At 72.0% G+C, this 23,991-nt stretch carries 24 protein-coding genes; 10 read left to right on the forward strand and 14 right to left on the reverse strand.

The annotated features are described in order from the left end of the window. Positions 1 to 23 precede the first annotated feature (23 nt). Complete coding sequence (locus ACJ5H2_RS10680) at positions 24 to 782, forward strand: ABC transporter ATP-binding protein (RefSeq protein WP_408899540.1); 759 nt, start codon at positions 24 to 26, stop codon at positions 780 to 782. A gap of 1 nt (position 783) precedes the next feature. Continuing rightward, the gene (locus ACJ5H2_RS10685) at positions 784 to 3,342 is read left to right on the forward strand and encodes an ABC transporter permease (protein WP_408899541.1); all 2,559 of its coding nucleotides are present in this window, start codon (positions 784 to 786) and stop codon (positions 3,340 to 3,342) included. Positions 3,343 to 3,352: 10 nt separating this feature from the next. On the opposite strand, the gene abc-f is transcribed toward ACJ5H2_RS10685, so the two are convergent. Then, positions 3,353 to 4,951: a ribosomal protection-like ABC-F family protein gene (gene abc-f, locus ACJ5H2_RS10690; protein WP_408899542.1), complete on the reverse strand. Its 1,599-nt coding sequence runs from the start codon at positions 4,949 to 4,951 to the stop codon at positions 3,353 to 3,355. Between the two features lie 72 nt (positions 4,952 to 5,023). On the opposite strand from abc-f, the gene ACJ5H2_RS10695 reads away from it, so the two are divergent. Further along, a complete protein-coding gene (locus ACJ5H2_RS10695; protein WP_408899543.1) occupies positions 5,024 to 5,992 on the forward strand; it encodes a neutral zinc metallopeptidase in 969 nt (322 codons plus the stop codon). Between the two features lie 13 nt (positions 5,993 to 6,005). On the opposite strand, the gene ACJ5H2_RS10700 is transcribed toward ACJ5H2_RS10695, so the two are convergent. Beyond that, the gene (locus ACJ5H2_RS10700; RefSeq protein ID WP_408899544.1) at positions 6,006 to 6,911 is read right to left on the reverse strand and encodes a phosphotransferase; all 906 of its coding nucleotides are present in this window, start codon (positions 6,909 to 6,911) and stop codon (positions 6,006 to 6,008) included. Between the two features lie 19 nt (positions 6,912 to 6,930). Between ACJ5H2_RS10700 and ACJ5H2_RS10705 the strand changes: the two genes are divergently transcribed. Continuing rightward, positions 6,931 to 7,386 (forward strand): GNAT family N-acetyltransferase, encoded by a 456-nt coding sequence (locus ACJ5H2_RS10705; protein ID WP_408899545.1) that lies wholly within the window; start codon positions 6,931 to 6,933, stop codon positions 7,384 to 7,386. Here ACJ5H2_RS10705 and ACJ5H2_RS10710 read toward each other — a convergent pair. Further along, the gene (locus ACJ5H2_RS10710) at positions 7,376 to 8,008 is read right to left on the reverse strand and encodes an acVLRF1 family peptidyl-tRNA hydrolase (protein ID WP_408899546.1); all 633 of its coding nucleotides are present in this window, start codon (positions 8,006 to 8,008) and stop codon (positions 7,376 to 7,378) included. The two genes, ACJ5H2_RS10705 and ACJ5H2_RS10710, sit on opposite strands and share 11 nt — an antisense overlap. Here ACJ5H2_RS10710 and ACJ5H2_RS10715 point away from each other — a divergent pair. Together ACJ5H2_RS10715 and ACJ5H2_RS10720 are read left to right on the forward strand one after the other, a co-directional pair. Beyond that, positions 7,943 to 8,308 (forward strand): SRPBCC family protein, encoded by a 366-nt coding sequence (locus ACJ5H2_RS10715; protein WP_408899547.1) that lies wholly within the window; start codon positions 7,943 to 7,945, stop codon positions 8,306 to 8,308. The genes ACJ5H2_RS10710 and ACJ5H2_RS10715 overlap by 66 nt on opposite strands. A gap of 219 nt (positions 8,309 to 8,527) precedes the next feature. After that, a complete protein-coding gene (locus ACJ5H2_RS10720; RefSeq protein WP_408899548.1) occupies positions 8,528 to 9,646 on the forward strand; it encodes a helix-turn-helix domain-containing protein in 1,119 nt (372 codons plus the stop codon). 55 nt (positions 9,647 to 9,701) lie between these two features. Here the strand turns inward: ACJ5H2_RS10720 and ACJ5H2_RS10725 are convergent, their stop codons facing one another. The 11 genes from ACJ5H2_RS10725 to ACJ5H2_RS10775 form a co-directional block, all read right to left on the reverse strand. Beyond that, positions 9,702 to 11,714, reverse strand: coding sequence for an Ig-like domain repeat protein (locus ACJ5H2_RS10725; RefSeq protein ID WP_408899549.1), 2,013 nt, complete (start codon positions 11,712 to 11,714; stop codon positions 9,702 to 9,704). Positions 11,715 to 11,851: 137 nt separating this feature from the next. Beyond that, positions 11,852 to 12,184, reverse strand: a complete 333-nt coding sequence (locus ACJ5H2_RS10730) for a metal-sulfur cluster assembly factor (protein ID WP_408899621.1) — start codon at positions 12,182 to 12,184, stop codon at positions 11,852 to 11,854. A 56-nt stretch (positions 12,185 to 12,240) separates the two neighbouring features. Further along, the gene (sufU, locus tag ACJ5H2_RS10735) at positions 12,241 to 12,720 is read right to left on the reverse strand and encodes a Fe-S cluster assembly sulfur transfer protein SufU (protein WP_408899550.1); all 480 of its coding nucleotides are present in this window, start codon (positions 12,718 to 12,720) and stop codon (positions 12,241 to 12,243) included. 3 nt (positions 12,721 to 12,723) lie between these two features. Next, positions 12,724 to 13,995, reverse strand: coding sequence for a cysteine desulfurase (locus ACJ5H2_RS10740; protein WP_408899551.1), 1,272 nt, complete (start codon positions 13,993 to 13,995; stop codon positions 12,724 to 12,726). 2 nt (positions 13,996 to 13,997) lie between these two features. Further along, positions 13,998 to 14,765, reverse strand: a complete 768-nt coding sequence (gene sufC / locus ACJ5H2_RS10745; protein ID WP_408899552.1) for a Fe-S cluster assembly ATPase SufC — start codon at positions 14,763 to 14,765, stop codon at positions 13,998 to 14,000. Beyond that, a complete protein-coding gene (locus ACJ5H2_RS10750; RefSeq protein WP_408899553.1) occupies positions 14,762 to 15,112 on the reverse strand; it encodes a non-heme iron oxygenase ferredoxin subunit in 351 nt (116 codons plus the stop codon). Before ACJ5H2_RS10750 ends, sufC begins: the two co-directional genes overlap by 4 nt. Beyond that, positions 15,109 to 16,293 carry a Fe-S cluster assembly protein SufD gene (sufD, locus tag ACJ5H2_RS10755; RefSeq protein ID WP_408899554.1) on the reverse strand — a complete coding sequence of 395 codons (1,185 nt, stop codon included), beginning with the start codon at positions 16,291 to 16,293 and terminating at the stop codon, positions 15,109 to 15,111. Before sufD ends, ACJ5H2_RS10750 begins: the two co-directional genes overlap by 4 nt. Further along, the gene (gene sufB, locus ACJ5H2_RS10760; RefSeq protein ID WP_408899555.1) at positions 16,290 to 17,708 is read right to left on the reverse strand and encodes a Fe-S cluster assembly protein SufB; all 1,419 of its coding nucleotides are present in this window, start codon (positions 17,706 to 17,708) and stop codon (positions 16,290 to 16,292) included. Before sufB ends, sufD begins: the two co-directional genes overlap by 4 nt. Then, on the reverse strand, positions 17,705 to 18,385 hold the full coding sequence (locus ACJ5H2_RS10765) for a helix-turn-helix transcriptional regulator (protein WP_408899556.1): 681 nt from the start codon (positions 18,383 to 18,385) through the stop codon (positions 17,705 to 17,707). Before ACJ5H2_RS10765 ends, sufB begins: the two co-directional genes overlap by 4 nt. Positions 18,386 to 18,477: 92 nt before the next feature. Then, on the reverse strand, positions 18,478 to 18,912 hold the full coding sequence (locus ACJ5H2_RS10770) for a hypothetical protein (RefSeq protein WP_408899557.1): 435 nt from the start codon (positions 18,910 to 18,912) through the stop codon (positions 18,478 to 18,480). Then, positions 18,905 to 19,270: a hypothetical protein gene (locus ACJ5H2_RS10775; protein WP_408899558.1), complete on the reverse strand. Its 366-nt coding sequence runs from the start codon at positions 19,268 to 19,270 to the stop codon at positions 18,905 to 18,907. The genes ACJ5H2_RS10770 and ACJ5H2_RS10775 overlap by 8 nt, the downstream gene beginning before the upstream one ends. 134 nt (positions 19,271 to 19,404) lie before the next feature. Here ACJ5H2_RS10775 and ACJ5H2_RS10780 point away from each other — a divergent pair, with 134 nt between their 5' ends. From ACJ5H2_RS10780 to ACJ5H2_RS10795, 4 genes are all read left to right on the forward strand, one after another. Continuing rightward, positions 19,405 to 20,877, forward strand: a complete 1,473-nt coding sequence (locus ACJ5H2_RS10780; protein ID WP_408899559.1) for an amino acid permease — start codon at positions 19,405 to 19,407, stop codon at positions 20,875 to 20,877. Positions 20,878 to 20,881: 4 nt separating this feature from the next. Further along, positions 20,882 to 21,349 carry an Lrp/AsnC family transcriptional regulator gene (locus ACJ5H2_RS10785; protein ID WP_408899560.1) on the forward strand — a complete coding sequence of 156 codons (468 nt, stop codon included), beginning with the start codon at positions 20,882 to 20,884 and terminating at the stop codon, positions 21,347 to 21,349. Positions 21,350 to 21,465: 116 nt separating this feature from the next. Continuing rightward, positions 21,466 to 22,293, forward strand: a complete 828-nt coding sequence (locus tag ACJ5H2_RS10790) for a carbon-nitrogen hydrolase family protein (RefSeq protein ID WP_408899561.1) — start codon at positions 21,466 to 21,468, stop codon at positions 22,291 to 22,293. After that, positions 22,290 to 23,978, forward strand: a complete 1,689-nt coding sequence (locus tag ACJ5H2_RS10795; protein ID WP_408899562.1) for a flavin monoamine oxidase family protein — start codon at positions 22,290 to 22,292, stop codon at positions 23,976 to 23,978. The genes ACJ5H2_RS10790 and ACJ5H2_RS10795 overlap by 4 nt, the downstream gene beginning before the upstream one ends. Positions 23,979 to 23,991 lie beyond the last annotated feature (13 nt).

Here is a 23,991-nt window from a genome sequence, read left to right on the forward strand (position 1 = left end):
GGCCCCCAGCCTAGGGTGAGCGCATGCCGACCGTCGCCGCCCGCGCCCTCGACCTGCACAAGCGCTACGGCAGCGGCGACTCGGAGGTCCGCGCGCTCGACGGCGTCTCGCTCGACGTCGGCGCCCGTGAGTTCACCGCGATCATGGGGCCCTCCGGCTCCGGCAAGTCGACGCTGATGCACTGCCTGGCCGCCCTGGACACGCCCACCGCGGGCGAGGTGCAGATCGGGGAGGTCACACTCTCCCGGCTCCGTGACAAGGCGCTGACCGCGCTGCGTCGCGAGCAGGTCGGGTTCGTCTTCCAGGCGTTCAACCTGGTGCCGACGCTGACCGCCCGGGAGAACATCCTGCTTCCGTTGAGCCTGGCCGGCCGCCGGCCGGACCCGGCCTGGTTCGACACGGTCGTCGACACCGTCGGCCTCCGGGACCGGCTCGGCCACCGGCCCTCCCAGATGTCCGGCGGCCAGCAGCAGCGGGTCGCCTGCGCGCGCGCCCTCGTCGGCAAGCCGTCGATCGTCTTCGCCGACGAGCCGACCGGGAACCTCGACAGCACCTCCGGGGCCGAGGTCCTGGGCTTCCTGCGACGCAGCGTCGACGAGTTCGGCCAGACCATCGTCATGGTCACGCACGACCCCGTCGCGGCGTCGTACTGCGACCGGGTGGTCTTCCTCGCCGACGGTCGGATCGTCGACGAGATCCGGGAGCCCGGCCGCGACCAGATCCTCGAGCACATGACCGCACTGCAGACCGCCCCGGCGCTCCGGCGCGGCCGGACGGACTGACGTGCTGCGGCTGACCCTGCGCAACCTGTTCGCGCGGAAGGTGCGGCTCGTGATGAGCGGGCTCTCGGTGCTCCTCGGCGTTGCCTTCCTCTCGGGCGTACTCGTCTTCAGCAACGGGCTGGCCACCACCTTCGACGGGATCATCCACGGGTCGACGCCCGACGGCGTGGTGCGGGCGGAGCACACGGAGTCCTTCGACGGCGGGCTCTCGGGCCAGTCCGCCCACGCGCTCACCCCGGACGACGTGGACCGACTGGCCGCGCTGCCCGAGGTGGCCCGCGCGGACGGCGACGTCGCCGGCTTCGGCATGAGCCTGCTGGCCAGCGACGGGACCCTGGTGGGTGGGACGGGAGCGCCGACCCTCGCCTTCAACCACACCGGCGGCCCGAACATGGACGGCGAGCGCGCGCTGCTCCTGACCTCCGGGCACTGGCCCTCCGGCCCGGGCCAGATCGTCCTCGACGACGCGGCGGCCGAGGCGGGCGGCTACCGTCTCGGTGACGAGGTGCGGCTGCTCGCGCCGTTCGGCACCCTGGAGCGCACCGCGGAGCTGGTCGGCACCGCCGAGTTCAACGGCGGTGGCACGGCCGGCGCGACGCTGCTGGTCTTCTCCACCGGGCAGGCCCAGGAGCTGTTCCTCGGCGGCCGGGACGTCTACAACCAGATCAGCCTCACCGCCGCCGAGGGCGTGAGCCAGGAACGCCTCGTCGACGCCGCCGGCACGGCGCTGCCGGACGGCTTCGAGGCCGTCACCGGCGACCAGGTGGCCGAGGAGTCGCAGGACGCGGTCGGGTCCTTCCTCGGGATCATCAGCACCTTCTTGTTGGTGTTCGCGATCATCGCCGTCATCGTCGGCGGCTTCATCATCGTCAACACCTTCTCGATCCTCGTCGCCCAGCGCACCCGGGAGCTCGCGCTGCTGCGGGCGCTCGGCGCCGGCCGTGGCCAGGTCACCCGATCGGTCCTGCTGGAGGCGCTGGTCCTCGCGGTGGTCGCCACCACCCTGGGCATCGGCCTCGGCCTGCTCCTCGCGCGCGGACTGGCCGCGATGTTCCGCTCCCTTGGCCTCGACATCGCGAGCGACGCGCTCGACCTGACGCCACGGGCGGTCGTCACCGGCTATGTCGTCGGCAACGGCGTGACCCTGGCGGCCGCCTACCTCCCGGCACGCCGCGGGGCGAGGGTGGCGCCCGTGGCCGCGATGCGCACCGACGTCGTGCCCGAGCGGGGCTCGCTGCGTCGTCGTACCCTCGTCGGAGCCGCGCTCCTGGTCGCGGGCGCGGGCCTCGCGGCTTTCGGCCTCGTGGGGGCACCGGGCTCGGACACTGCATGGATCGGCGTGGGCGCCGTCATCTGGATCCTCACGACCGCCGCGATCAGCCCGGTGGTGGGCCGGCCCGTGCTCGCGATGTGCCGCTCCGCGTTCGGGGCGCTCTTCGGCACCACCGGCAGGCTCGCCGGGGAGAACGCGCTGCGCGACCCGCGCCGGACCGGAGCCACCGCCTCGGCGCTGATGATCGGCCTGGCCCTCGTCTCGACCATCGGCGTGCTCGCTGCCTCGCTCAACGCATCCGTCGACGACGTGGTCGACGAGCAGTTCACCGCCGACCTACTGGTGCAGAACTCGAACTTCCTGCCGTTCTCGACCGAGATCGGCGACCAGGTGGCCGCGGTCCCCGGTGTCGACGTGGTCAGCCGGCAGCAGTGGACCTCGGCCCGCGTGGCCTCGGGTCCGCTGTCCGGGAGGTCGGTGAGCGTGTCCGGCAACGACGCGGAGTTCGCCCGGATCTACGACCTCGACGTGGTGGCGGGCGAGGACGCCCCGACCGGCGCCGAGGCGGTCCTCTTCCGCGGGCTGGCCCGCGAGCTCGGCCTCACGGTCGGCGACACCCTCGACCTCGGCTTCCAGGGCGGTACGACGCTGCGCCTCACGGTCGCCGGCATCGTCGAGGCCGTGGAGACGACCTCCGAGGTCAGCGTGCCGCTCGACCAGCTCACGGCGGCGGGCGTGCTGCGCCAGGACTCCACCCTGAGCGTGCTCATCGACCCCTCCGCCGACCCGGCCGAGGTGCGCGACGCCGTCGACGCGGCTGCGGCCTCGGCGCCGATCGTCGGCGTGTTCGACAAGGAGGGCTTCGCCGACCAGATCCGGGACCAGGTCAACCAGCTGCTGTTCATCATCTACGGGCTGTTGACCCTGGCGATCGTGATCGCGGTCATCGGGATCGTCAACACCCTCGGTCTGAGCGTGATCGAGCGGACCCGCGAGATCGGCCTGCTGCGCGCGGTCGGCATGAGCCGGGCGAAGGTGCGCCGCATGGTGACCCTCGAGTCGGTGGCCATCGCCGTTCTCGGCGCGGTCCTCGGCATGGGCCTCGGCGTGCTCATCGGCGTGCTGCTCCAGCGCTCGCTCTCCGACGACCTGAGCAGCCTGGGACTCCCGCTGGGCCAGCTGGCCGCGTTCCTGGTCGTCGCGGTCGTGGTCGGCGTCCTCGCCGCCGTCGTCCCCGCGGTGCGGGCGAGCCGGCTGGACGTGCTGGACGCGATCGCGACCGAATGACGCCAGGAGCTCAGGCGAGCGCGACCAGGTCGGCGTAGTCGGGACTCCACAGGTCCTCGACGCCGTCGGGGAGGATGAGCACGCGGTCCGGTTCGAGCGCGTGCACCGCGCCCTCGTCGTGGGTGACCAGGACGATCGCCCCCTCGTAGCGGCGGATCGCGCTCAGCACCTCCTCGCGGGAGGCCGGGTCGAGGTTGTTGGTGGGCTCGTCGAGCAGCAGCACGTTGGCCGCCGAGACGACGAGCGAGGCCAGTGCCAGGCGGGTCTTCTCCCCGCCGGAGAGCACCCCGGCCGGCTTGTGCACGTCGTCGCCCGAGAACAGGAAGGAGCCCAGCACCGAGCGCGCCTCGGTGTCCGTGAGCTCCGGGGCCGCCGACTGCATGTTCTCCAGCACCGTCCGGCCGACGTCCAGTGTCTCGTGCTCCTGGGCGTAGTAGCCGATCTTGAGTCCGTGACCGGGCACGACCATGCCGGTGTCGGGCTGGTCGACGCCCGCCAGGATGCGCAGCATCGTGGTCTTGCCGGCGCCGTTGAGGCCCAGGATCACCACGCGCGAGCCCTTGTCGATCGCGAGGTCGACGGCCGTGAAGACCTCCAGGGCGCCATAGGACTTCGACAGGTCACGCGCGGTCAGCGGGGTCTTGCCGCAGGCGGCGGGGGTCGGGAACTTGATCGCGGCGACCTTGTCGGCCTGGCGCTCGCCCTCGACGCCCTCCAGGAGCCGCTCGGCTCGCTTGAGCATCTGCTGCGCCGCGCTGGCCTTGGTGGCCTTGGCGCGCATCTTGTTGGCCTGGTCGGTGAGCGTCTTGGCCTTGTTCTGCGCGTTCATCAGCTCGCGCTTGCGACGCGCCTCGTCGGTCTCGCGCTGGGTGAGGTAGTTGCGCCAGCCCATGTTGTAGACGTCGATGACGGCGCGGTTGGCGTCGAGGTGGAAGACCTTGTTGACGGTCTCCTCGAGCAGCTCGTTGTCGTGGCTGATCACGATGAAGCCTCCCTTGTAGGACTTCATCCAGTCGCGCAGCCACATGATCGAGTCGGCGTCGAGGTGGTTGGTGGGCTCGTCGAGCACGAGCACCTCGGCGCTGGAGAACAGGATCCGGGCCAGCTCCACCCTCCGGCGCTGCCCGCCCGACAGGGTGCCGAGAGGCTGCTCCATGAGCCGGTCCGGGATGCCGAGGCTCTGCGCGATCTGCAGCGCCTCGGACTCGGCGGCGTAGCCGCCCCCCGCGTCGAGCTCGTCCTGGGCACGCTGGAACTTGCGGAAGGCCCGGTCGCGCTCGGTGGCGTCGTCGGAGGCCATCGCCACCTCGGCCGCGCGCATCCGTCGTACGGCGTCGTCCAACCCGCGCGCGGACAGGATCCGGTCGCGCACGATCACCTCGGGGTCGCCGACCCGCGGGTCCTGCGGCAGGTAGCCGAGCTCGCCGCTGTTGGTGACCGAGCCGCCGGCGGGCAATGCGTCGCCGGCGAGCACCTTGGTCAGGGTGGTCTTGCCGGCGCCGTTGCGGCCCACGAGTCCGACCTTGTCGCCGGGACCGACGCGGAAGCTGACGTTCTCCATGAGGAGCCGCGCACCGACGCGTACCTCGAGCTGGTGCACCGTGATCATGACGTGTGCCAGTCTCCCACGGCGGTTCGGCACCCCCTAAACGACGGACCCGTCCTCTAGGGTGGCGCTGTGGTGCGATTCAATCCGAAGGCCCGTCTGGACCGGTCCCGCGTGCGCGACGCCGGCAGCGGCGGGGGCGGCGGTCTCGGTGGCGGTCTCGGCGGCGGTGGGATGCGCATCCCGATCCCTGGCGGCGGCAGGGGCGGCATCGGAGGCGTCATCCTCCTGGTCGTCCTGTTCCTGGTGGCGCAGTGCGCGGGCGTCGACCTCCGTCTCGGCGGCGGTGGTGGCGGCGGTCTCGGAGCGCAGGCCTACTCCCCCGCCCGTCTCAGCGACGAGCAGCAGGGCAGCGACCGCTACGCGGGCTGCACGACCGGCGAGGACGCCAACAACAGCCAGGACTGCGCCCGGGTCGCGATCGAGAACTCGCTCACCGACTACTGGGAGTCCGAGCTCGGCGGGAAGTTCCGCCCCGAGCAGGCGATGGTGACCTTCAGCGGGTCCGTCGACACGGCGTGCGGCGCCGCCTCCTCAGCCGTCGGTCCCTTCTACTGCCCCAGCGACGAGTCCATCTACCTCGACACCACCTTCTTCGACGACGTGCTCGAGGGCCAGCTCGGCGGGCCCGACGGCAGCTTCGTCGAGTTCTATGTGCTCGCCCACGAGTACGGCCACCACATCTCCAACGTCCTCGGCTACATGGGCCAGGTGCGCAGCCAGCAGACGGGCCCGCAGAGCGACGCCGTGCGGCTGGAGCTCCAGGCCGACTGCTACGCCGGTCTGTGGGCACACCACGCCACGACCACCAAGGACGCCTCCGGCGAGGTGCTCATCCTGGACCTGACCCAGGACGACATCAACGAGGCGATCGAGGCGGCGAAGGCGGTCGGCGACGACTACATCCAAAAGCGCAGCGGCGGGCGGGTGAACGAGGAGGCGTGGACCCACGGCTCCTCCGAGCAGCGCAAGAAGTGGTTCATGGTCGGCTACCAGCAGGGCAGCCTCGACGCCTGCGACACCTTCGCCGCCGACCGGGTGTGACGCCCGGCCCGTCCTAGATCGCCAGCAGGGCCTCCATGTGCCCGAACGTGCGCTGCAGCGCACGCAGGTGGGGGGCGACCGCGGGGTGCCGGTACTTGCCGGCCAGTGCGCCCTCGCCCCCGGCGACGCGCGCCAGCGCCCACTCGGCGCGGCTGAGCGCGGTGTAGACCGCGACCACCTGGGCGCCCAGCACGACGGCGTCGCGGTCGGCGACGCCGTCGGGCAGCCCGAGCAGGTAGGCGTCGAGCAGCGGCTCGAACTCCTCCCGTGCGGACAGCGAGAGATAGCCGAGGTCGCCGCCGACCGGTCCGTGGCCGAGGGTGCCCCAGTCGATGGCGACCGCGTCGTCGCCCTCCCGCCCCGGCAGGTTGTGCGGCGTCGGGTCGCCATGCTGCGGCACGCGCGGCAGCCCCTCGAGGAGGGTGAGCATCCGCTCCCGATGGGCCCACAGGTGCTCGGCGACGTCGGCCACCGTGGTCCGGGCCAGGGTTGGCCATCCTCCGCGACGGGCCACGCGGCCGAGCCGGTCGCGAAGCAGGTCGGTGGCCAGGAAGGCCGGGTGTCCGAGCTCGGCGCCGGCGAAGCGGCCGAGCGAGAGGGCGAGGAAGAGCCCGCTGCAGGCGGCGTCCTCCACCCAGTCGCGCACGATGGTGACGCCCTCGTCGTCCTCCTCGACCGCGGCTCCGGCGGCGCGCAGGCCCGGGGTGGTGTGCACCAGCCCGGTGAGCAGCACGTCCGCCTCCCGGCGCCAGTAGCCCGCGTGGCTCCGGTCCGTGAGCACGGGCGGGTCGCCGGCCCCGGGCGCGCCGAGGCGCTTCACGACCACGGGCCGCCCCCCGAGCGCGGTCCGCCACACGCCCACGGTGGACGTCCCGGTCCCGCCGGGAAGCGCCACCCAGTCGGGCTCGGGCTGCCACATGGTCGGCAAACTAGCCGATGTGCTGATCTCGATCGACGACCCGCGCCGCCCCGACGTGCTCGCCCTGCTCGAGGAGCACCTGGCGGACATGTACGCCACCTCCCCGGCGGAGAGCGTCCACGCGCTCGACCCCGACGCGCTCACCCGTCCCGAGATCGCGTTCTGGAGCGCCCGCGACGGTGCGACCCTGCTCGGCTGTGCGGCCCTCAGGCGGATCTCCGCTGAGCACGCGGAGATCAAGTCGATGCGCACGGCGACGGCGGCGCGTCGGCGCGGGGTCGCGGGTCGGCTCCTCGACCACGTGCTGGCCGAGGCGCGCGAGCGCGGCCACTCACGGGTCAGCCTCGAGACCGGCACGGAGGACTACTTCGCCCCGGCCCGGGCGCTCTACCTGTCCCGCGGGTTCGTCGAGTGCGGGCCGTTCGAGGGCTACTCCCTCGACCCGAACAGCGTCTTCCTGACCCTCACCCTCTGACCGGCCCGGCGTTCTCGACGCTCACGACCAGGGCCTGCGCGCTCACGACCGCCTCGTCGAGCACGGCCCGCCGCGGGTCCGGGACGGCGAGCCACGGGCCGACCACGGACAGTCCGTGCAGCCGCGGGTCGGCCAGGACCTCCTCCACCGCCACCCGGTCGCCGCCGACGACGACCGGGCCGACGCCGGCCAGCACCCGGTGGGCGTGGTCGGCGGCCGCCTCGTAGGCCACCCGTGCCTGATTGGCGCGGCGCCGGGCGAACCGCTGCTGCGACTGGCCACCGGCCTTGGTCCGCCCCTGCACGTGGCGCTGGCCGACCTTGCTCGCCACCACCGCGCGATCCTGGACGCGGGCGAGGGCGAACCCGCCCTTGCGGACCAGCAGGACCCCCCAGGTCGGCGGCGGCACCGCTCCCCCGTCGAGCGCCGCGGCCAGCGCGGCGGCCTCCGGCGGACCGTCGTACGGGACGGAGAAGGGCAGGCGCGCCGCGAAGGTCGAGCCGTCCGGCGCCCTCCCGTGGAGCGCGCCCGCCTCGACCCGCAGCGCCGGCTCGCCGTGGGAGGCCGCGAAGTTCGCGACCCACCGGGGCCAGCGGGCGGGCGGGACGAGGACCTCGGGCACAGCCCGACCCTAGCGACGAGAACGGGCGCCGAGGAGTTCCTGGTGTGGGAGCCCGGCCGACAGATGGGGTTCCGGTTCAACGCCGCATCGCAGCGATCGATCCGCGCGTTCGCCGAGCGCTACGACGTGGAGCCGACCGCCGAGGGCTGCCGCCTCACCTGGACCCTCGCCCTCGACGTCGCCGGTCCCGGCCGTCACCTCATGCCGGTCAGCGGAGTGCTCTGCAACCTGGCCTTCCGGCGGTTCCTGACCAGGCTGCGCCGCTACACCGACCAGCGGTTCCGGCCGTTGCCTCCCTGACACCTGTTGTCATCGCGGTGAGCAGGTCGGGCCGGCTCCTCCGTCCCGAGCACGGCCTGAGGCCCCTGCCGTCCCGGGGGCGCGGGGTCCGGCACGGCGTTCTTGTCATCTGCATCACAAGATCCGGCCCGCGGAAGCGCGAGGCGGCGCAAGCCGTTGGACGCGTCGGCGTGCTGTGGCTCAATCGAGGTGGTCGCCCGGAGACGAGGGAGGACGCCGATGACCGTCTCGACGCTGCCGGTCGCGTTCTTGTCGATCGAGTCGTCGGGCCGCACGTCCACCGTCCGCCTGCGGCCGGACCGGCTGGAGCTGCTCTACCACCGGATCGTGCGCGCGGTGCGCGTCGCGCTGGACGTGCCCGACGACCCTCGGATCCGGGTCGCGGTGAGCGAGATCGCGCGCTGCTTCATCGGCGCCGGTGGGCGGGCCGACGACGCGGCGCACGACGCCGAGCCGCTGGTCCACGACCTGGTGCGGGAGCTGGGCCGCGCGGGCGTCGAGGCCGGTGACGTCCACCGCCTGTTCCGCCTCGCGCGCCCCGTGGTCGTCGACGCGCTCGGCCTGATCGTCGGGGACTCGCTGCGCGGGGACGCGGTGCTCGAGCTGCGCGTCGCGGTCCAGCGCTATCTCCACCTGGTGTGCTCCTCCATGACGGTCGAGCTCCGCCGCGACAGCTCGCGCCGGGCCCATCGCAGCGCCTACCGACGCGCGGAGCTCGGCGGCCAGTCCTGGCGACCGCCCGGTCCGGACCGGCCGGTCCGGGTCCTGGTGGCGGTCCACGAGGAGCTGCCCCCGTCGCTGCGGACCGACCCCCGCCTGGTCGCGCGGCCCTCGCCCTTCGAGCTCGTCGTGCCCGAGGCCGTCGCGCCGCACAGCCTGGCGCCGTGGCTGACGAGCCAGGTCGTCGTCGGCCCGGTGACGCCGTGGGCGGACCTGGGCGAGGGACTGCAGCTGGCCTGGCGCGCCAGCCGTCTCCTCAGCGACGGCCTCGTGGCGGACGACCGGCTCCTGGTGCCGTGCACGGAGATGCTCGGGCACCTCCTCGTGGCGGGCAACCCGCTGCTGACCGGCCTGCTGGTCGGCAAGCACCTCGCCGTCTTCGACGGCCTGCGGCCGATGCGCCGCAACGACCTCGCGCTCACGTTGCTGCGCTGGCTGGAGACGGGGGTCCCGGCCAACCAGCTGGCCCGCGAGATGGGGGTGCCGCCGCAGACGCTGCACAGCAGGCTGACCAAGCTGCGGGAGCTGTTCGGACCCAAGCTGGAGGACCCGCCCACGCGCCTCGAGCTCATCGTCGCGCTGCGCTCGGTCCTCCCGACCTGGGACGTCGCCGTCTGAGAGAGCACGGTGGCCCCCGAGCACCGCCCGGGGACCACCGTGACCACCGCCTCGCCTACTTCTTGACCTTCAACGTCGCGGTCGACGTGAGCGGGTTGTAGCTGCCGTCGCCCAGATAGCTCACCTTGACCTTCCAGGTGCCCTTCGCGAGACGCTTCAGCTTGACCACCTGCTGACCCGCGCTGAGGGTCACCGTCACGACCCGCTTGGTGCCCGGGCGCTTGAGGGTGATCTTCACCGCCCCGGTCGGGACGGGGCTCGCGGCAGACGGCCCCGCGACGACGACCGTCGCCCGGCCCGCCTTCTTCGAGGTCGGCCTCTTGGTCACCGTGAACGTCGGCCGCTGCGGGTCGACCTTGCCGGCCGGGGCGGGCGGGGTCACGGGCGGGGTCACCGGAGCCGCGGCGACGGGGCCGACAGGGGTCGAGGACGACGACAGCGTCTCGGAACCACGGGTGGCCGTGGACTCGAAGGTGATCGTCTGGCCCTGCTGGGCTGCCGTGAGCGCGAGGGTGGACCCGGTGGCTCCGCCGATCGCGACCCCGTTCGCCTTCCACTGGTTCGTCACGGTCGCCGAGGCGTCGTTGAAGACCGCCGGGTTCCCCGTCAGCGTCTGGCCGACCTGAGGCGTGCCGCTGACCGTGGGGACGCTGGCGACCGCCAGCGGCGCAGGCGCGGCAGTGACGGGACCGACCGGGGTCGAGGACGACGCCAGGGTCTCGGACCCGCGGGTGGCCGTGGACTCGAAGGTGATCGTCTGGCCGAGCTGGGCGGCGGTCAGGGACAGCGTGGTGCCGGTGGCGCCGTCGATCGGGACGTCGTTCGCCTTCCACTGGTTCGTCACCGTCGCGGTCGCGTCGTTGAACGTCGCGGGGGTCCCGGTCAGCGTCTGGCCCACCTGCGGCGTGCCGCTGACCGTGGGAGCGGCGCTCACCGCGAGCGGCGGCGCGGCGTCCGCGGCCACCAGCGCATAGGCGCCGTCCGCGATGTCCAGCACACCACCGCTCGCCATCGACGCGGGCAGCGGAACCGGGGCGGTGGAGCCGCCGCCGGCCTGCGCCTCGGACGTCCAGGCGACCACGTCGCCCTGGTCGGTCAGCAGGAACTGCGGGCTGCCGACGCTGGTGTCGCCCGTGCTGTTGACCTCCTTGACCGTCTGGCCGTCCGGCACGCCCGGGAACTGGTCGTCCTGCCAGGTCTCGAGGACCCACGGGACCGTCGTACCCGGCTGCACCAGGCGGAAGCCATGGACCACGCCGCTTTCCGTGACGAGGCTGCCGGTGGCACCCACGGGGGTACCAGGAGCCCCGGGCTGGTTGCCGAACGCGACCACGGGGTCGTCACCCGCGGGACGCAGCTCGTACCAGCCCTGGCCGACCGAGAGGGCGACCAGCGACCCGTCGCCACGCAGTGCGATCACGTTCGCGTTGTAGGCGCTCCCGGGGTCGCGGTTGTAGACACCCAGTGCGACGACATCGGTCAGCGGCGTGCCCGTACCGCCCTGCACGACCGGGTGCACGCCCTCGACCCCGCCGATGGCGTCCGTGCCGTACGCGACGAGCGTGACGTGCCGCGAGCCTTCCGGCGTCTCGACGACGACGTAGGCGCTGTAGACGTTGCCCGACACCGCGACGGCCTTGCCGCCGAGCTGCTCGGGCGTCCAGGTCTGGTCGGGGAACGAGCCGCGGGAGCCGCCCCACTTGGTGAGGGTCCCGTCCTCCGAGGCGGCCCAGATCGACCGTGGCCCGCCGATGCTGAGGGACACCGTCCGCTGCCCGCTCACGTGCGCCGGCACGGCCTGCGCGCTGGCCTGCGCGGCCGCCACGATGTCGACGCCGCCGTCCGCTCGGATGGCGCCCACCGCGTTGGCGCCGAGGCCGTTGTCACCGAGCTGCGCGAAGGGCCCCGGGTACGACGCCGTCTCGAGGCCGTCCGCCCAGCCGATCACGTCTCCGGTGCCGGGCACCTCGGCCGTCTCCGCGTGAGCCGGTGCCGCGAGGGCGTTCGCGGTGCCCACCACCAGGGCCAGCGCGCCGAGCGCGCCGATCTTGGGTCGCCAGTCGATCATTCGTTGCCTCCTGAGTGTGTGACCGCCGACACCCACGCGGCGGCGAGGCGACGCTAGGCCGGGCGGAGCGGAGGCGGCTCAGATCAGGAGGAACTGCTCGACAACTCGGACGGGCATCCGAAAAGTGCCGGAGCGGGTCAGACGTTGAAGCCCAGGGCGCGCAGCTGCTCGCGGCCGTCGGGGGTGATCTTGTCGGGGCCCCACGGCGGCATCCAGACCCAGTTGATCGCGACGTCGTTGACGAGGCCCTCGAGGGCGGAGTTGGTCTGGTCGGTGATGACGTCGGTCAACGGACATGCCGCCGACGTGAGCGTCATGTCGAGCACGACATTGGTGCCCTCGTCGACGTGGATGCCGTAGACGAGGCCGAGGTCGACGACGTTGATGCCGAGCTCGGGGTCGACGACGTCCTTCATGGCCTCCTCGATGTCGGCGAGCGCGACGCTCGAGGACAGGTTGGTGCCGGCCATCTCGCCGGTCGCCTCCGGGACCTCGGGGAGGTCGCCGTGGTCGTGGGTGTGCTCGGTCATGCCTGGTCTCCCTCTCCTGCGACGACCTGCGCCGTCGCGTCCTTCCACGCCATCCACGACAGCAGCGCGCACTTCACGCGCGCGGGGAACTTCGCCACCCCGGCGAAGGCGATGCCGTCCTCGAGGACGTCCTCGTCGGGCTCCACCGTGCCCTTGCCCTGCATGAGGGTCAGGAATTCCTGGTGGATGGCCATCGCCTCGTCGACGGGCTTGCCGACGACGAGGTCGTGCAGCACCGACGCCGACGCCTGCGAGATCGAGCAGCCGAGGGCGTCGTACGACACGTCGGCGACGACCGGGCCCTGGGCGCCGTCGTCCAGGTGCACCCGCAGGGTCACCTCGTCGCCGCAGGTCGGGTTGACGTGGTGCACCTCCGCGGTGTGGTCGCCGTGCTCGCGCAGGCCCTTGCCGTGGGGGTTCTTGTAGTGGTCGAGGATGATCTCCTGGTAGAGAGCATCGAGCTCCTGTGCAGCCATCGCTCAGCCCAACTTGAAGTAGCTGCGGGTGTATTCCAGCGCCTCGACGAGCGCGTCGATCTCGCGCGGCTCCGTGTAGAGGTACGACGACATCCGGGTCGAGCTCTGCACGCCGAAGCGCGCGTGCGCCGGCTTGGCGCAGTGGTGTCCCGCGCGGACGGCGACGCCGCGGCTGTCGAGCACCTGCGCGATGTCGTGCGGGTGCACGCCCTCGAGCTCGAAGGAGATCGCACCGCCGCGTGCGGCGGCGTCGAGGGGCCCGAGCACCGTCAGCCCCGGGACCGACTGCAGGCCCTCCAGCGCGTAGCCGGTGATCGCCTTCTCGTGCGCGTGGATCGCGTCCAGTCCGATGTGGCCCAGGTACTCCACCGCCGCGCCGAGCCCGACGGCCTCCACGATGGGGGGCGTGCCGGCCTCGAACTTGTGAGGGATCCCGGCGTACGTCGAGCGGTCCATGCGGACGGTCTCGATCATCTCGCCGCCACCGAGGAACGGCGGCAGGGCCTCGAGGACCCGGCGCGAGCCCCACAGCACGCCGATGCCGGTCGGGCCGACCACCTTGTGGCCGGTGAACGCCAACAGGTCGGGACGCTCCTCCGGCGCCATCGCCGCGAGGTCGATGGGCAGCTGCGGCGCCGCCTGCGCGGCGTCGACCACGACGATGGCGCCGACGGCGTGCGCCCGGCGGGCGATCTCCCCGATCGGGTTGACCGTGCCGAGCATGTTGGACACCCACGCCAGCGAGACGACCTTCGTGCGCTCGTTGATGAGCTCGTCGATGTTCGACAGGTCGAGCCGGCCGTCCTCGGTGAGGCCGAACCAGCGCAGGCTCGCGCCGGTGCGCTCGGTGAGGAGCTGCCACGGGACGATGTTGGAGTGGTGCTCGAGCTCGGTGATCACGACCTCGTCTCCGGCCTTCACCTGGTGCTCGCCGGCCCACGCGAGGGTGTTGGCGACGAGGTTGAGCGCCTCGGAGGCGTTCTTGGTGAAGATCACCTCGTCGCGCTCGGGCGCGCCCAGGAACGCCGCCACCTTGTCGCGCGCCGCCTCGAAGGCCTCCGTCGACTCCGCCCCGAGCTGGTGCATGGCCCGGGCGATGTTGGCGTTGTGGCGCTCGAGGTGGTCGACCATCGTGTCGATGACGACCTGCGGCTTCTGCGAGGTGTTGGCACTGTCGAGGTAGACCAGCGGCATCCCGCCCGCGAGCGTGCGCTCGAGGATCGGGAAGTCCTTGCGGATGACCGCCAGCTCGGGGAGCAGGCCCTCCGGGGTCATGGTCAGGCTCCGGACGGCACAGCGGTCAGGAAGCGCTCGTAGCCGTTGGCCTCCAGCTCCTCGGCCAGCTCGGGACCGCCGGACTCGGCGACCCTGCCGGCCACGAAGACGTGGACGTGGTCGGGCTTGATGTAGCGCAGGATGCGCGTGTAGTGCGTGATGAGCAGGACGCCCTTGCCCTCGCGCTCCCGGAAGCGGTTGACGCCCTCCGAGACGACCTTCAGGGCGTCGATGTCGAGACCGGAGTCGGTCTCGTCGAGGATGGCGACCTTCGGGTCGAGCAGGTCGAGCTGGGCGATCTCGTGACGCTTCTTCTCGCCGCCGGAGAAGCCCTCGTTGACCGAGCGCTGCGAGAAGGTGGCGTCGAGGTTCATCCGGTCGAGGGCGCCGTTGACGTCCTTGACCCACGTGCGCAGCTTGGGCGCCTCGCCGTCGATCGCCGTCTTGGCGGTGCGCAGGAAGTTCGCGACCGAGACGCCGGGCACCTCGACGGGGTACTGCATCGCGAGGAAGAGGCCGGCGCGGGCGCGCTCGTCGACGGACATCTCCAGCACGTCCTCGCCGTCGAGCGTCACCGAGCCGCCGGTGACCTCGTAGCGCGGGTGGCCGGCGACGGAGTACGCCAGGGTGGACTTGCCCGACCCGTTGGGGCCCATGATCGCGTGGGTCTCGCCGTCGTTGATCGTCAGCGTGACGCCCTTGAGGATCTCCTTGGGGCCGTCCTCGGTCTGGACCTGGACCTGAAGGTCCTTGATCTCGAGGGTGCTCATGATGGGGTGACTCCGTTCAGCGTGGTGGTGATGTCGATGTAGACGTCGACGTCGCCCGAATCGGTGGGACGCAGCTCTACGGGGAAGGTGGCGACCGGCTCCGTGGCGGGGAGCCCGGTCGGCTTGCCGGTGCGCAGGTCGAAGCGGGAGCCGTGGAGCCAGCACTCGACGGTGCAGTCCTCGACCTCCCCCTCGCTCAGGGCGACGGCGGCGTGCGAGCAGAGGTCCTGCAGCGCGAAGACCTCGTTGCCGTGCCGGGCGACCGCGACGTCGTACCGGTCGACGGTGACGGCGAGCGCCTCGTCATCGGGTACGTCGGCCAGCGCGCAGGCCCGCTCGAAGGTCATGCCAGCACGCCCTTCGGCACGTCCTTCAGCACGTTCTTGGCGAGCTCGGCCTCGACCGTCTCGAGGAGCTTCTCCTCGACCATGGGGATGTCGACCTTGCGGATCAGGTCGTTGAAGAAGCCGTGCACGACCAGGCGCTGGGCCTCCTTCTCGGAGACGCCGCGCGAGCGGAGGTAGAACAGCTGCTCGTCGTCGAAGCGCGCGGTCGCGGACGCGTGGCCGGCGCCCTCGATCTCGCCCGTCTCGATCTCCAGGTTGGGGACGGAGTCGGCCTGGCAGCCGTCGGTGAGCACGAGGTTGCGGTTCTCCTCGTAGGTCTCGATGCCCTCGGCCACCTTGCGGATCAGCACGTTGCCGATCCACACGGTGTGCGCGCCCTTGCCCTGCAGCGCGCCCTTGTAGACCACGTGGCTCTTGGTCTTCGGGGCGTTGTGGTCGGCGAAGAGGCGGTGCTCGAGGTGCTGGCCCTCGTCGGCGAAGTAGAGGCCGAGGAGCTCGGCCTCGCCGCCGGGACCGGCGTACTCGACGTTGGCGTGCATCCGCACCAGGTCGCCGCCGAAGCTGATCGAGGTGTGCTTGACCGAGGCGTCGCGGCCGACCCGGATGGCGTCGCGGCCCAGGTGGACGGCGTCGTCGGCCCAGTCCTGCAGGCTGAGCACGTTGACCTTGGCACCGTCGCCGACCAGGAAGGTGGAGAGCGCGGAGTAGCGCGCGGAGCCCTCGTGGACGAGCACGATGGTGACCTCGGCATGGGCGCCGACCCGGTAGAGCAGGCGCGACCAGACCAGGTCGTCGACCGAGCGGCCGGTGAGCCGGATGACGACCGGCTCGGCGACCACGGCCTCGGCGGGCACGTCGAGCAGGAGCGCGCCGTCGGCGTGGGCCGCCGCGAGGGCCGCCGGCCGCTCGTTGGGTCCCAGCTCGCCCAGCGCGACCGCCTCCTCGGCGGTGATCTTGGTCAGGCTGACCCCGTCGGGCAGTGTGCTCTCGCGGACGAGCTCGGCCGAGGAGGCCTCGCCGTCGAGGATCCCGCGCAGCCGCTTGAGCGGCGTGAACCGCCAGACCTCCTCGCGCCCGGTCGGCACCGGGTGGTCGGCGAGGTCGTAGGACGCGGGCGGGTTCAGGTGGCTCTCGATCTGGGCCTGCTTGTCCATCTCGAGAGCCTCGGCAACGGCCGTCATCCGACAGCACCCTCCATCTGCAGTTCGATCAGTCGGTTCAGCTCGAGCGCGTACTCCATGGGGAGCTCCTTGGCGATCGGCTCGACGAAGCCGCGCACGATCATCGCCATCGCCTCGTCCTCCTCCATGCCGCGCGACATGAGGTAGAAGAGCTGGTCGTCGGAGACCTTCGACACCGAGGCCTCGTGGCCCATCGAGACGTCGTCCTCGCGGATGTCGACGTACGGGTAGGTGTCGGAGCGGCTGATCTGGTCGACCAGCAGCGCGTCGCACAGCACGTTGGACTTCGAGCCGTGGGCGCCCTCGTTGACCTGGATCAGGCCCCGGTACGACGTGCGCCCACCGCCGCGCGCCACCGACTTGCTCAGGATCGAGCTCGAGGTGTGCGGGGCCGCGTGGACCATCTTGGCGCCGGCGTCCTGGTGCTGGCCCTCGCCCGCGAAGGCGATGGACAGGGTCTCGCCCTTGGCGTGCTCGCCCATGAGGTAGACGGCGGGGTACTTCATCGTCACCTTGGAGCCGATGTTGCCGTCGACCCACTCCATCGTCGCGCCGGCCTCGCAGACCGCGCGCTTCGTCACGAGGTTGTAGACGTTGTTCGACCAGTTCTGGATGGTCGTGTAGCGGCAGCGGCCGCCCTTCTTGACGATGATCTCGACGACCGCGGAGTGCAGCGAGTCCGAGGAGTAGATCGGCGCGGTGCAGCCCTCGACGTAGTGCACGTAGGCGTCCTCGTCGACGATGATCAGCGTGCGCTCGAACTGGCCCATGTTCTCGGTGTTGATCCGGAAGTAGGCCTGGAGCGGGATGTCCACGTGGACGCCCTTGGGCACGTAGATGAACGAGCCGCCCGACCACACCGACGTGTTGAGCGCGGCGAACTTGTTGTCACCGACCGGGATGACGGTGCCGAAGTACTCCTTGAAGAGCTCCTCGTGCTCCTTCAGCGCGGTGTCGGTGTCCAGGAACAGCACGCCCTGCGCCTCGAGGTCCTCGCGGATCGAGTGGTAGACGACCTCGGACTCGTACTGGGCGGCGACGCCCGCGACCAGGCGCTGCTTCTCCGCCTCCGGGATGCCGAGCTTGTCGTAGGTGTTCTTGATGTCCTCGGGGAGGTCCTCCCACGAGGTCGCCTGCTTCTCGCTGGAGCGGACGAAGTACTTGATGTTGTCGAAGTCGATCGCCGACAGGTCCGAGCCCCAGGTGGGCATCGGCTTGCGGTGGAAGAGCTTGAGGCCCTTGAGCCGCAGGTCGAGCATCCACTGCGGCTCGCTCTTCTTCGCGGAGATGTCGCGGACGACGTCCTCGTTCAGGCCGCGCTTGGCGTCGGCGCCGACGTCGTTCTTGTCGGACCAGCCGAACTCGTAGCGACCGATCCCCTTCAGCTCGGGGTTCAGCTCCTCGATGGAGGTCATGAGGTGACCTGCTCCTTCTTCTCGGTGGTCGAGCCTGACGAGGCGGGGATGCACGTCGTGCAGACCCCGTCTCCGTGGGCGATGGTGGCCAGACGCTGCACGTGCGTGCCGAGCACGCGGCCGATGGCCTCGGTCTCGGCCTCGCACAGCTGGGGGAACTCGTGGGCGACGTGGGAGACCGGGCAGTGCTGCTGGCACAGCTGCTCCCCCACGACCGGCAGCTCGCGGACGGCGGCGGCGTAGCCCTCGTCGGAGAAGACCAGCGCGAGCACCTGGGCGGGCGACGCCTCGGGGTGGGCCGCGCGGACCTCGGGGAAGCGACGCTCGATGAACGACGCACGCCGCTCGGCGAAGGCGCGGACGGCGTCGTCCCCACCGGTCTCGGCGAGGAACCGCAGCGCCTCGGTGGCGAGGTCGTCGTACTGCTGGTCGAAGGCGTCGCGGCCGCGCTCGGTGAGCGCGAAGACCTTCGCCGGGCGTCCCCGGCCGCGCGAGCCGACGGGACGGGGGTCGCGCGCGACCACGGAGCCCTCGGCGAGCAGCTGGTCGAGGTGCCGGCGCACCGCGGCGGGCGTCAGCTCGAGGCGCTCGGCCAGCGCCGCGGCGGTGGACGGCCCGTTGACCAGGATCGCCCGCGCGACGCGCTGGCGCGTCGGCTGGTCGGTCTCGGTCGCCATTTCCACAACATCAGTGTGCCGTTATTGATCGAGGCCGTTCAAGGAAGGTCGCCCTTACTGAGGGCAGCCTTGGCGATCTGTGTCACATCGGGTCATGCCGCCGGCCCGGACCCCGCCGCTCCGGGGCGGGTGTGGCGCAGCCAGGCCAGTCCCGCGAAGGGCAGCACCAGCGGCAGGAAGCCGTAGCCCTGGCCGAAGTGCGACCAGACCGTGCGGTCGGGGAAGAGGTCGGTTGCCAGGTAGCTGAGCGCACCGACCGAGAGCACGCCGAGCAGCTCGACGGTCACGGCCACGGCGGCGACCCGCCAGCCCGCCCGGCCACCGAGGAGCAGGCAGGTCGTGGCCACGAGGTAGAGCACCGCCGCGACGAGGGAGAGCGCGTAGGCCAACGGCGCCTTGTCCGGGTCCATGCCGAGCTGCACCGCCGAGCGTCCGGTGGCGGCCACGGCGAAGAGCCCGTAGACGAACACCAGGGCCCGGCCCCATCCCTCGGAGAGAGCCTGCTCGCGCCCGACGCGCTCAGGCACGGCCCGCGCCCCACACGTCCCAGAGCCGGATCTCCAGCCCGGCGACGGTCGCCACGCCGAGCAGCAGGATCGTCGTACCGACCCGCGAGCGCTCGGCGAGGGCGAAGAACGCCGCGACCACCGGCACGAGCAGGTTGGTGACCAGATAGCTGACGAAGACCGCGCCCTCCACCTCCCGGTCGGTGCGCGCGAGGGCGACGGCCCCCACGACCAGCTGCACCAGCATGAGGGCCTCGAGCACCCCCAGGCCGACGAAGTGCGGGTCCTGCGCGGCGCGGTCGCGCACCAGGTCGACGACCAGCACGACGGCGAGCGCACCGGCGACGACCAGCGCGGCGCCGTACAGCCAGGGATTCACGGCCGCCAGCGTAGGGCGGGCCGCCACCGTGAAACAAAGCACCACCCACGGGCCCTCGGACGCAAGATTCTTGTGCATCGGCGCAAGCCACGTCGGTTCCGTGACGGCGATCACCCTCCGTACCGTTTCCCGTCGTGACTTCGACTCCCCCGGTGGCGCCCGCGGCGCCGCCCGTCTCCCTGCGTACGCAGCTCACCCGCCGCAAGCCCGTCGAGCGGCTGGTCGCCGACGCCGGCGAGGGCGAGGGCGGCCGCCTGCGCCGCACGCTCGGCGTCGGGCACCTCACCCTGCTCAGCGTCGGTGCGACGCTCGGCACCGGCATCTTCGTCGTCCTCGGTGAGGCCGTGCCCGTCGCCGGTCCGGCGGTCGTCGTGTCCTTCGTGCTCGCCGGGGTCATCGCGCTGTTCTCCGCGCTGTCGTACGCCGAGCTGGCCGGCATGATCCCGGCGGCCGGCTCGTCGTACTCCTACTCGTACGCGACGCTGGGCGAGCTCGCCGCATGGGTCTGTGGGTGGTGCCTGATCCTCGAGTACGGCGTCTCGGTCGCCGCGGTCGCCGTCGGATGGGGCCAGTACGTCAACGAGCTCCTCGACGCCGTCGTGGGCGTCACCATCCCCGACGCCTGGAGCCAGCCGCCCGGTGGTGGCGGCCACTTCAACGTCCCCGCCCTGGTGGTCGTCGTCCTCGCCACCCTCGTCCTGCTGCGCGGCGTCACCGAGAGCGCGCGGGTCAACGCCGCGATGGTCGTGGTCAAGGTGCTGGCGCTGCTGCTGTTCTGCGCGGTCGCGTTCACCGCCTTCCGGGCGGGCAATCTCACGCCGCTGTTCCCGCTGGGCCTGGCCGGGATGAGCTCGGGTGCGGCGACGCTCTTCTTCTCCTACATCGGCTTCGACGCCGCGTCCACCGCCGGAGAGGAGGCACGCGACCCGCAGCGGGACCTGCCCCGGGCGATCCTGCTGTCGCTCGCCGTCGTCACGGTCCTCTACTGCCTGGTCGCGCTCGCCGCGGTCGGTGCGCTGCCCTGGCGCCAGTTCGAGGGCACCGAGGCGGCCCTCGCACGGATCGTCGACGGGGCGGGCGGCGGCTCGCTCGTGGTCGGCCTGCTCTCGCTCGGCGCGGTCGTGGCCATCGCCAGCGTCGTGCTGACGGTGCTCTACGGCCAGATCCGGATCCTCTTCGCGATGTCGCGCGACGGCCTCGTCCCGCCGCTGTTCGCCCGCGTCGACCGGCGCACCGGCGTGCCGCGCGCGAACACGCTCGTCGTGGGCCTCTTCGTCAGCCTCCTGGCGGCGTCGGTCCCACTCGGCGAGCTGGCGAACGCGACCTCGATCGGCACCCTGTTCGCGTTCGCGCTCGTCAACGTCGCGGTGCTGGTGCTGCGGCGCACGCGCCCCGACCTGCCCCGGGCCTTCCGGGTGCCGCTGGCGCCCGTCGTACCGGTCCTCGGGGCCCTGCTCTGCGGCTACGCGATGCTCAGCCTCGGCACGTCGACCTGGGTCGTCTTCGTCGGCTGGATGGCTCTCGGGCTCGCCGTGTACGCCGGCTACGGCCGGCGCCACTCGCGGCTCCAGGCCCACGCCGCCTCGGCGCCGCATCCGCCACAATGAGCCCATGTCCGCCGCCCTGCAGCTCGACCAGCTCGACCGCCTGATCGTGGGCGTCCTCCTCGAGGACGGACGCGCCACCTTCGCGCAGATCGGCGACCGGGTCGGGCTGTCGGCACCCGCGGTCAAGCGACGGGTCGACCGGCTCGTGTCGTCCGGTGCCATCACCGGCTTCACGGTTCGGGTCGACCCGTCCGTCGTCGGGTGGTCGACGGAGGGCTACGTCGAGATCTACTGTCGCGGGTCCACGTCGCCGGCCGAGATCCTCAAGGCCGTCGACAAGCACCCGGAGGTCGTCTCCGCCTCGACCGTCACCGGCGAGGCGGACGCGATCCTGCACATCCTCGCCTCCGACATCCGGCACTTCGAGCAGGTCGTCGAACGGATCGCGAGCGAGCCCTTCCTGGTCCGGACCAAGAGCGAGCTGGTGCTCTCCCCGCTGGTCCGGCGCGAGCAGGGCAGCTTGCCGGACTGAGGGACGGCCGCCGAGCAACGGATCGCTCGACCCGGGCCGATCGGCGCAACAGATCGTCGCTGCCCGGCAACACAGACACCTCGATCTTGTGCGCCTGCGGTCCTAGGTTGGACCTCGTGACCGAGACTCCCGACCCGCGGCGCGCCGCCGAGCTCGTGGTGGCCGCCTGGCAGCCGGACGGCCCGCTGCTCGACGTACCCGCCGCCCTGGCCGCACTCGACGCCGCCGCGCGCGACGCGGCCGCCCGTGGCGCCCGTCTGCTGGTGTGCCCCGAGCTGACCCTCACCGGCTACGACATCGCTCCGGCCGCCGCCGAGCTCGCCGAGCCCGCGGGCGGGCCGATGGCCGAGGCCGTGGCCGCCATCGCCCGGCGGCACCGCCTGGCCGTGGCGTGGAGCTGGCCGGAGCGCGACGGCGCGGCCGTGCACATCTCCGCCGAGCTGGTCGACCGCGACGGCGCCGTGCTCGCCCGGCACCGCAAGGCGCACCTCTACGGTCCCGACGAGGCGGGCGCCTACGTCCCCGGCGACGGCACGCCGGCCGTCGGCGAGGTCGACGGCTACAAGGTGGGGCTGCTGGTCTGCTACGACATCGAGTTCCCCGAGCAGGTGCGGATGGTCGCCCTCGCCGGAGCCGACCTGCTCGCCTGCCCGACCGCCCTCATGGCGCCGTACGACGCCGTCAGCACCCTGCTCGTCCCGGCCCGGGCCTTCGAGAACCAGATGGCCGTCGCGTACGCCAACCGGGCCGGCACCGAGCACGAGCTCACCTACACCGGCCTCAGCTGCGTCGTCGGCCCCGACGGCGCGGACCTCGCCCGCGCCGGCGAGCACGCGGGCCTGGTCGTGGGCACGCTCACCGCGGCCGCGCTCGACGCCGCGCGCCGCGCCAACACCCACCTGGCCGACCGCCGGCCCGAGGTCTACGGAGGCCTGACCCGATGACCACCGCCCAGACCACGCCGGACGAGGGGATCACCCGCCCGGCCGCCGTGACGATGCTCGGCCCGGACTTCCCCTTCGGCTACGACGAGCATCTCGCCCATCCGGCCGGTCTCGGCTCGGTCCCCGCGGAGCACCACGGCCGGGAGGTCGCGATCGTCGGCGGCGGGCTCTCCGGCATGGTGACCGCCTACGAGCTGATGCGGATGGGCCTCAAGCCGGTCGTCTACGAGGCCGACCAGATCGGAGGCCGGCTCCGCTCGCAGCCCTTCGGCGGGACGCACAACCAGGGGATCGCCGAGCTCGGCGGCATGCGCTTCCCCCTCTCCTCGCGCGCGCTCTTCCACTACATCGACCGCCTCGGACTGCGCACCTCTCCGTTCCCGAACCCGCTGTCCGAGGCGACGCCGAGCACCGTCGTCGAGCTGGGCGGGGAGTCGTTCTACGCTCGCGGCTACGACGACCTGCCCGACTTCCTCAAGGACGTCGCCGACGCCTGGCACGAGGCGCTCGGCGAGGTCGGCTTCGCGGAGATGCAGCGGGCGATCGCCGCGCGCGACGTGCCCCGGCTCAAGGAGCTGTGGAACGAGCTCGTCCTCACCCTGGACGAGGAGACCTTCTCCGGGTTCCTCGCCAACACCAAGGCGTTCGGCTCGCGCAGCTTCCGTCACCGCGAGGTGTTCGGCCAGGTCGGCTTCGGGACCGGCGGCTGGGACACCGACTTCCCCAACTCGATGCTCGAGATCCTCCGGGTCATCTTCACCAACGCCGACGAGGACCACCAGATGATCCACGGCGGCGCTCAGCAGCTGCCCGTCGGGCTCTGGACGGACGCACCGGAGTGCGTGCACTGGCCCGCCGGCACCTCGCTGGAGAGCCTGCACGGTGGCGCGCCGATGCCCGGAGTCGCCCGGATCGGGCGCGCCGAGGGCGAGCGCTTCGAGATCACCGACCGGTGGGGCACCGCCCGCACGTACGACGCCGTGGTGGTGACCTGCCAGGTCTGGCTGCTCTCCGCGCGCATCGACGTCGACGAGTCGCTCTTCTCCCCCGATCTGTGGATGGCGATGGAGCGCACGCACTACATGCAGTCGTCGAAGACCTTCGTGCGCGTGGACCGGCCGTTCTGGAAGGACGTCGACCCGCACACGGGGCGCGACGTCATGAGCATGACGCTCACCGACCGGCTCAACCGCGCGACGTACCTCCTCGAGGACGACGGCACCGCCTCGATCTGCCTGTCCTACACCTGGAACGACGACGCGCTGAAGTGGCTCGCCCTGCCGGTCGAGGAGCGGGTCCGGCTGCAGCTGCACTCCCTGCGCAAGATCTACCCGGGCGTCGACCTCGCCTCCCACATCGTGGGCGACCCCATCACCGTCTCGTGGGAGTCCGACCCCAACTTCATGGGCGCCTTCAAGGCCAACCTGCCCGGCCACTACCGCTACCAGCGCCGGCTGTTCACCCACTTCGTGCAGGACGAGCTGCCCGCCCACCGGCGCGGGATCTTCCTGGCCGGCGACGACATCTCGTGGACCGCCGGCTGGGCCGAGGGCGCGGTCACCACCGCGCTCAACGCGGTGTGGGGCGTCGTGCGGCACTTCGGCGGGTCGAGCGCCCCCGGCAACCCCGGCCCGGGCGACCGCTTCGCCGAGCTGGCCCCGCTGGCCCTGCCGGACGGTGCGTGACGGCGCGTTCCTA

The sequence above is a fragment of the Nocardioides pymetrozini genome (assembly GCF_046058985.1).
Classification (GTDB): Bacteria; Actinomycetota; Actinomycetes; order Propionibacteriales; family Nocardioidaceae; genus Nocardioides.

What these genes read in the sequence shown, in the direction of transcription:
- ACJ5H2_RS10765 (WP_408899556.1), bottom strand. Translation starts at nt 18,385, where the DNA reads ATGGCGACCGAGACCGACCAGCCGACGCGCCAGCGCGTCGCGCGGGCG.
- sufB (WP_408899555.1), bottom strand. Translation starts at nt 17,708, where the DNA reads ATGACCTCCATCGAGGAGCTGAACCCCGAGCTGAAGGGGATCGGTCGC.
- sufC (WP_408899552.1), bottom strand. Translation starts at nt 14,765, where the DNA reads ATGAGCACCCTCGAGATCAAGGACCTTCAGGTCCAGGTCCAGACCGAG.
- ACJ5H2_RS10725 (WP_408899549.1), bottom strand. Translation starts at nt 11,714, where the DNA reads ATGATCGACTGGCGACCCAAGATCGGCGCGCTCGGCGCGCTGGCCCTG.
- sufU (WP_408899550.1), bottom strand. Translation starts at nt 12,720, where the DNA reads ATGGCTGCACAGGAGCTCGATGCTCTCTACCAGGAGATCATCCTCGAC.
- ACJ5H2_RS10680 (WP_408899540.1), top strand. Translation starts at nt 24, where the DNA reads ATGCCGACCGTCGCCGCCCGCGCCCTCGACCTGCACAAGCGCTACGGC.
- ACJ5H2_RS10740 (WP_408899551.1), bottom strand. Translation starts at nt 13,995, where the DNA reads ATGACCCCGGAGGGCCTGCTCCCCGAGCTGGCGGTCATCCGCAAGGAC.
- ACJ5H2_RS10785 (WP_408899560.1), top strand. Translation starts at nt 20,882, where the DNA reads ATGTCCGCCGCCCTGCAGCTCGACCAGCTCGACCGCCTGATCGTGGGC.
- ACJ5H2_RS10700 (WP_408899544.1), bottom strand. Translation starts at nt 6,911, where the DNA reads ATGTGGCAGCCCGAGCCCGACTGGGTGGCGCTTCCCGGCGGGACCGGG.
- ACJ5H2_RS10720 (WP_408899548.1), top strand. Translation starts at nt 8,528, where the DNA reads ATGACCGTCTCGACGCTGCCGGTCGCGTTCTTGTCGATCGAGTCGTCG.
- ACJ5H2_RS10795 (WP_408899562.1), top strand. Translation starts at nt 22,290, where the DNA reads ATGACCACCGCCCAGACCACGCCGGACGAGGGGATCACCCGCCCGGCC.
- ACJ5H2_RS10730 (WP_408899621.1), bottom strand. Translation starts at nt 12,184, where the DNA reads ATGGCCGGCACCAACCTGTCCTCGAGCGTCGCGCTCGCCGACATCGAG.
- sufD (WP_408899554.1), bottom strand. Translation starts at nt 16,293, where the DNA reads ATGACGGCCGTTGCCGAGGCTCTCGAGATGGACAAGCAGGCCCAGATC.
- ACJ5H2_RS10750 (WP_408899553.1), bottom strand. Translation starts at nt 15,112, where the DNA reads ATGACCTTCGAGCGGGCCTGCGCGCTGGCCGACGTACCCGATGACGAG.
- abc-f (WP_408899542.1), bottom strand. Translation starts at nt 4,951, where the DNA reads ATGATCACGGTGCACCAGCTCGAGGTACGCGTCGGTGCGCGGCTCCTC.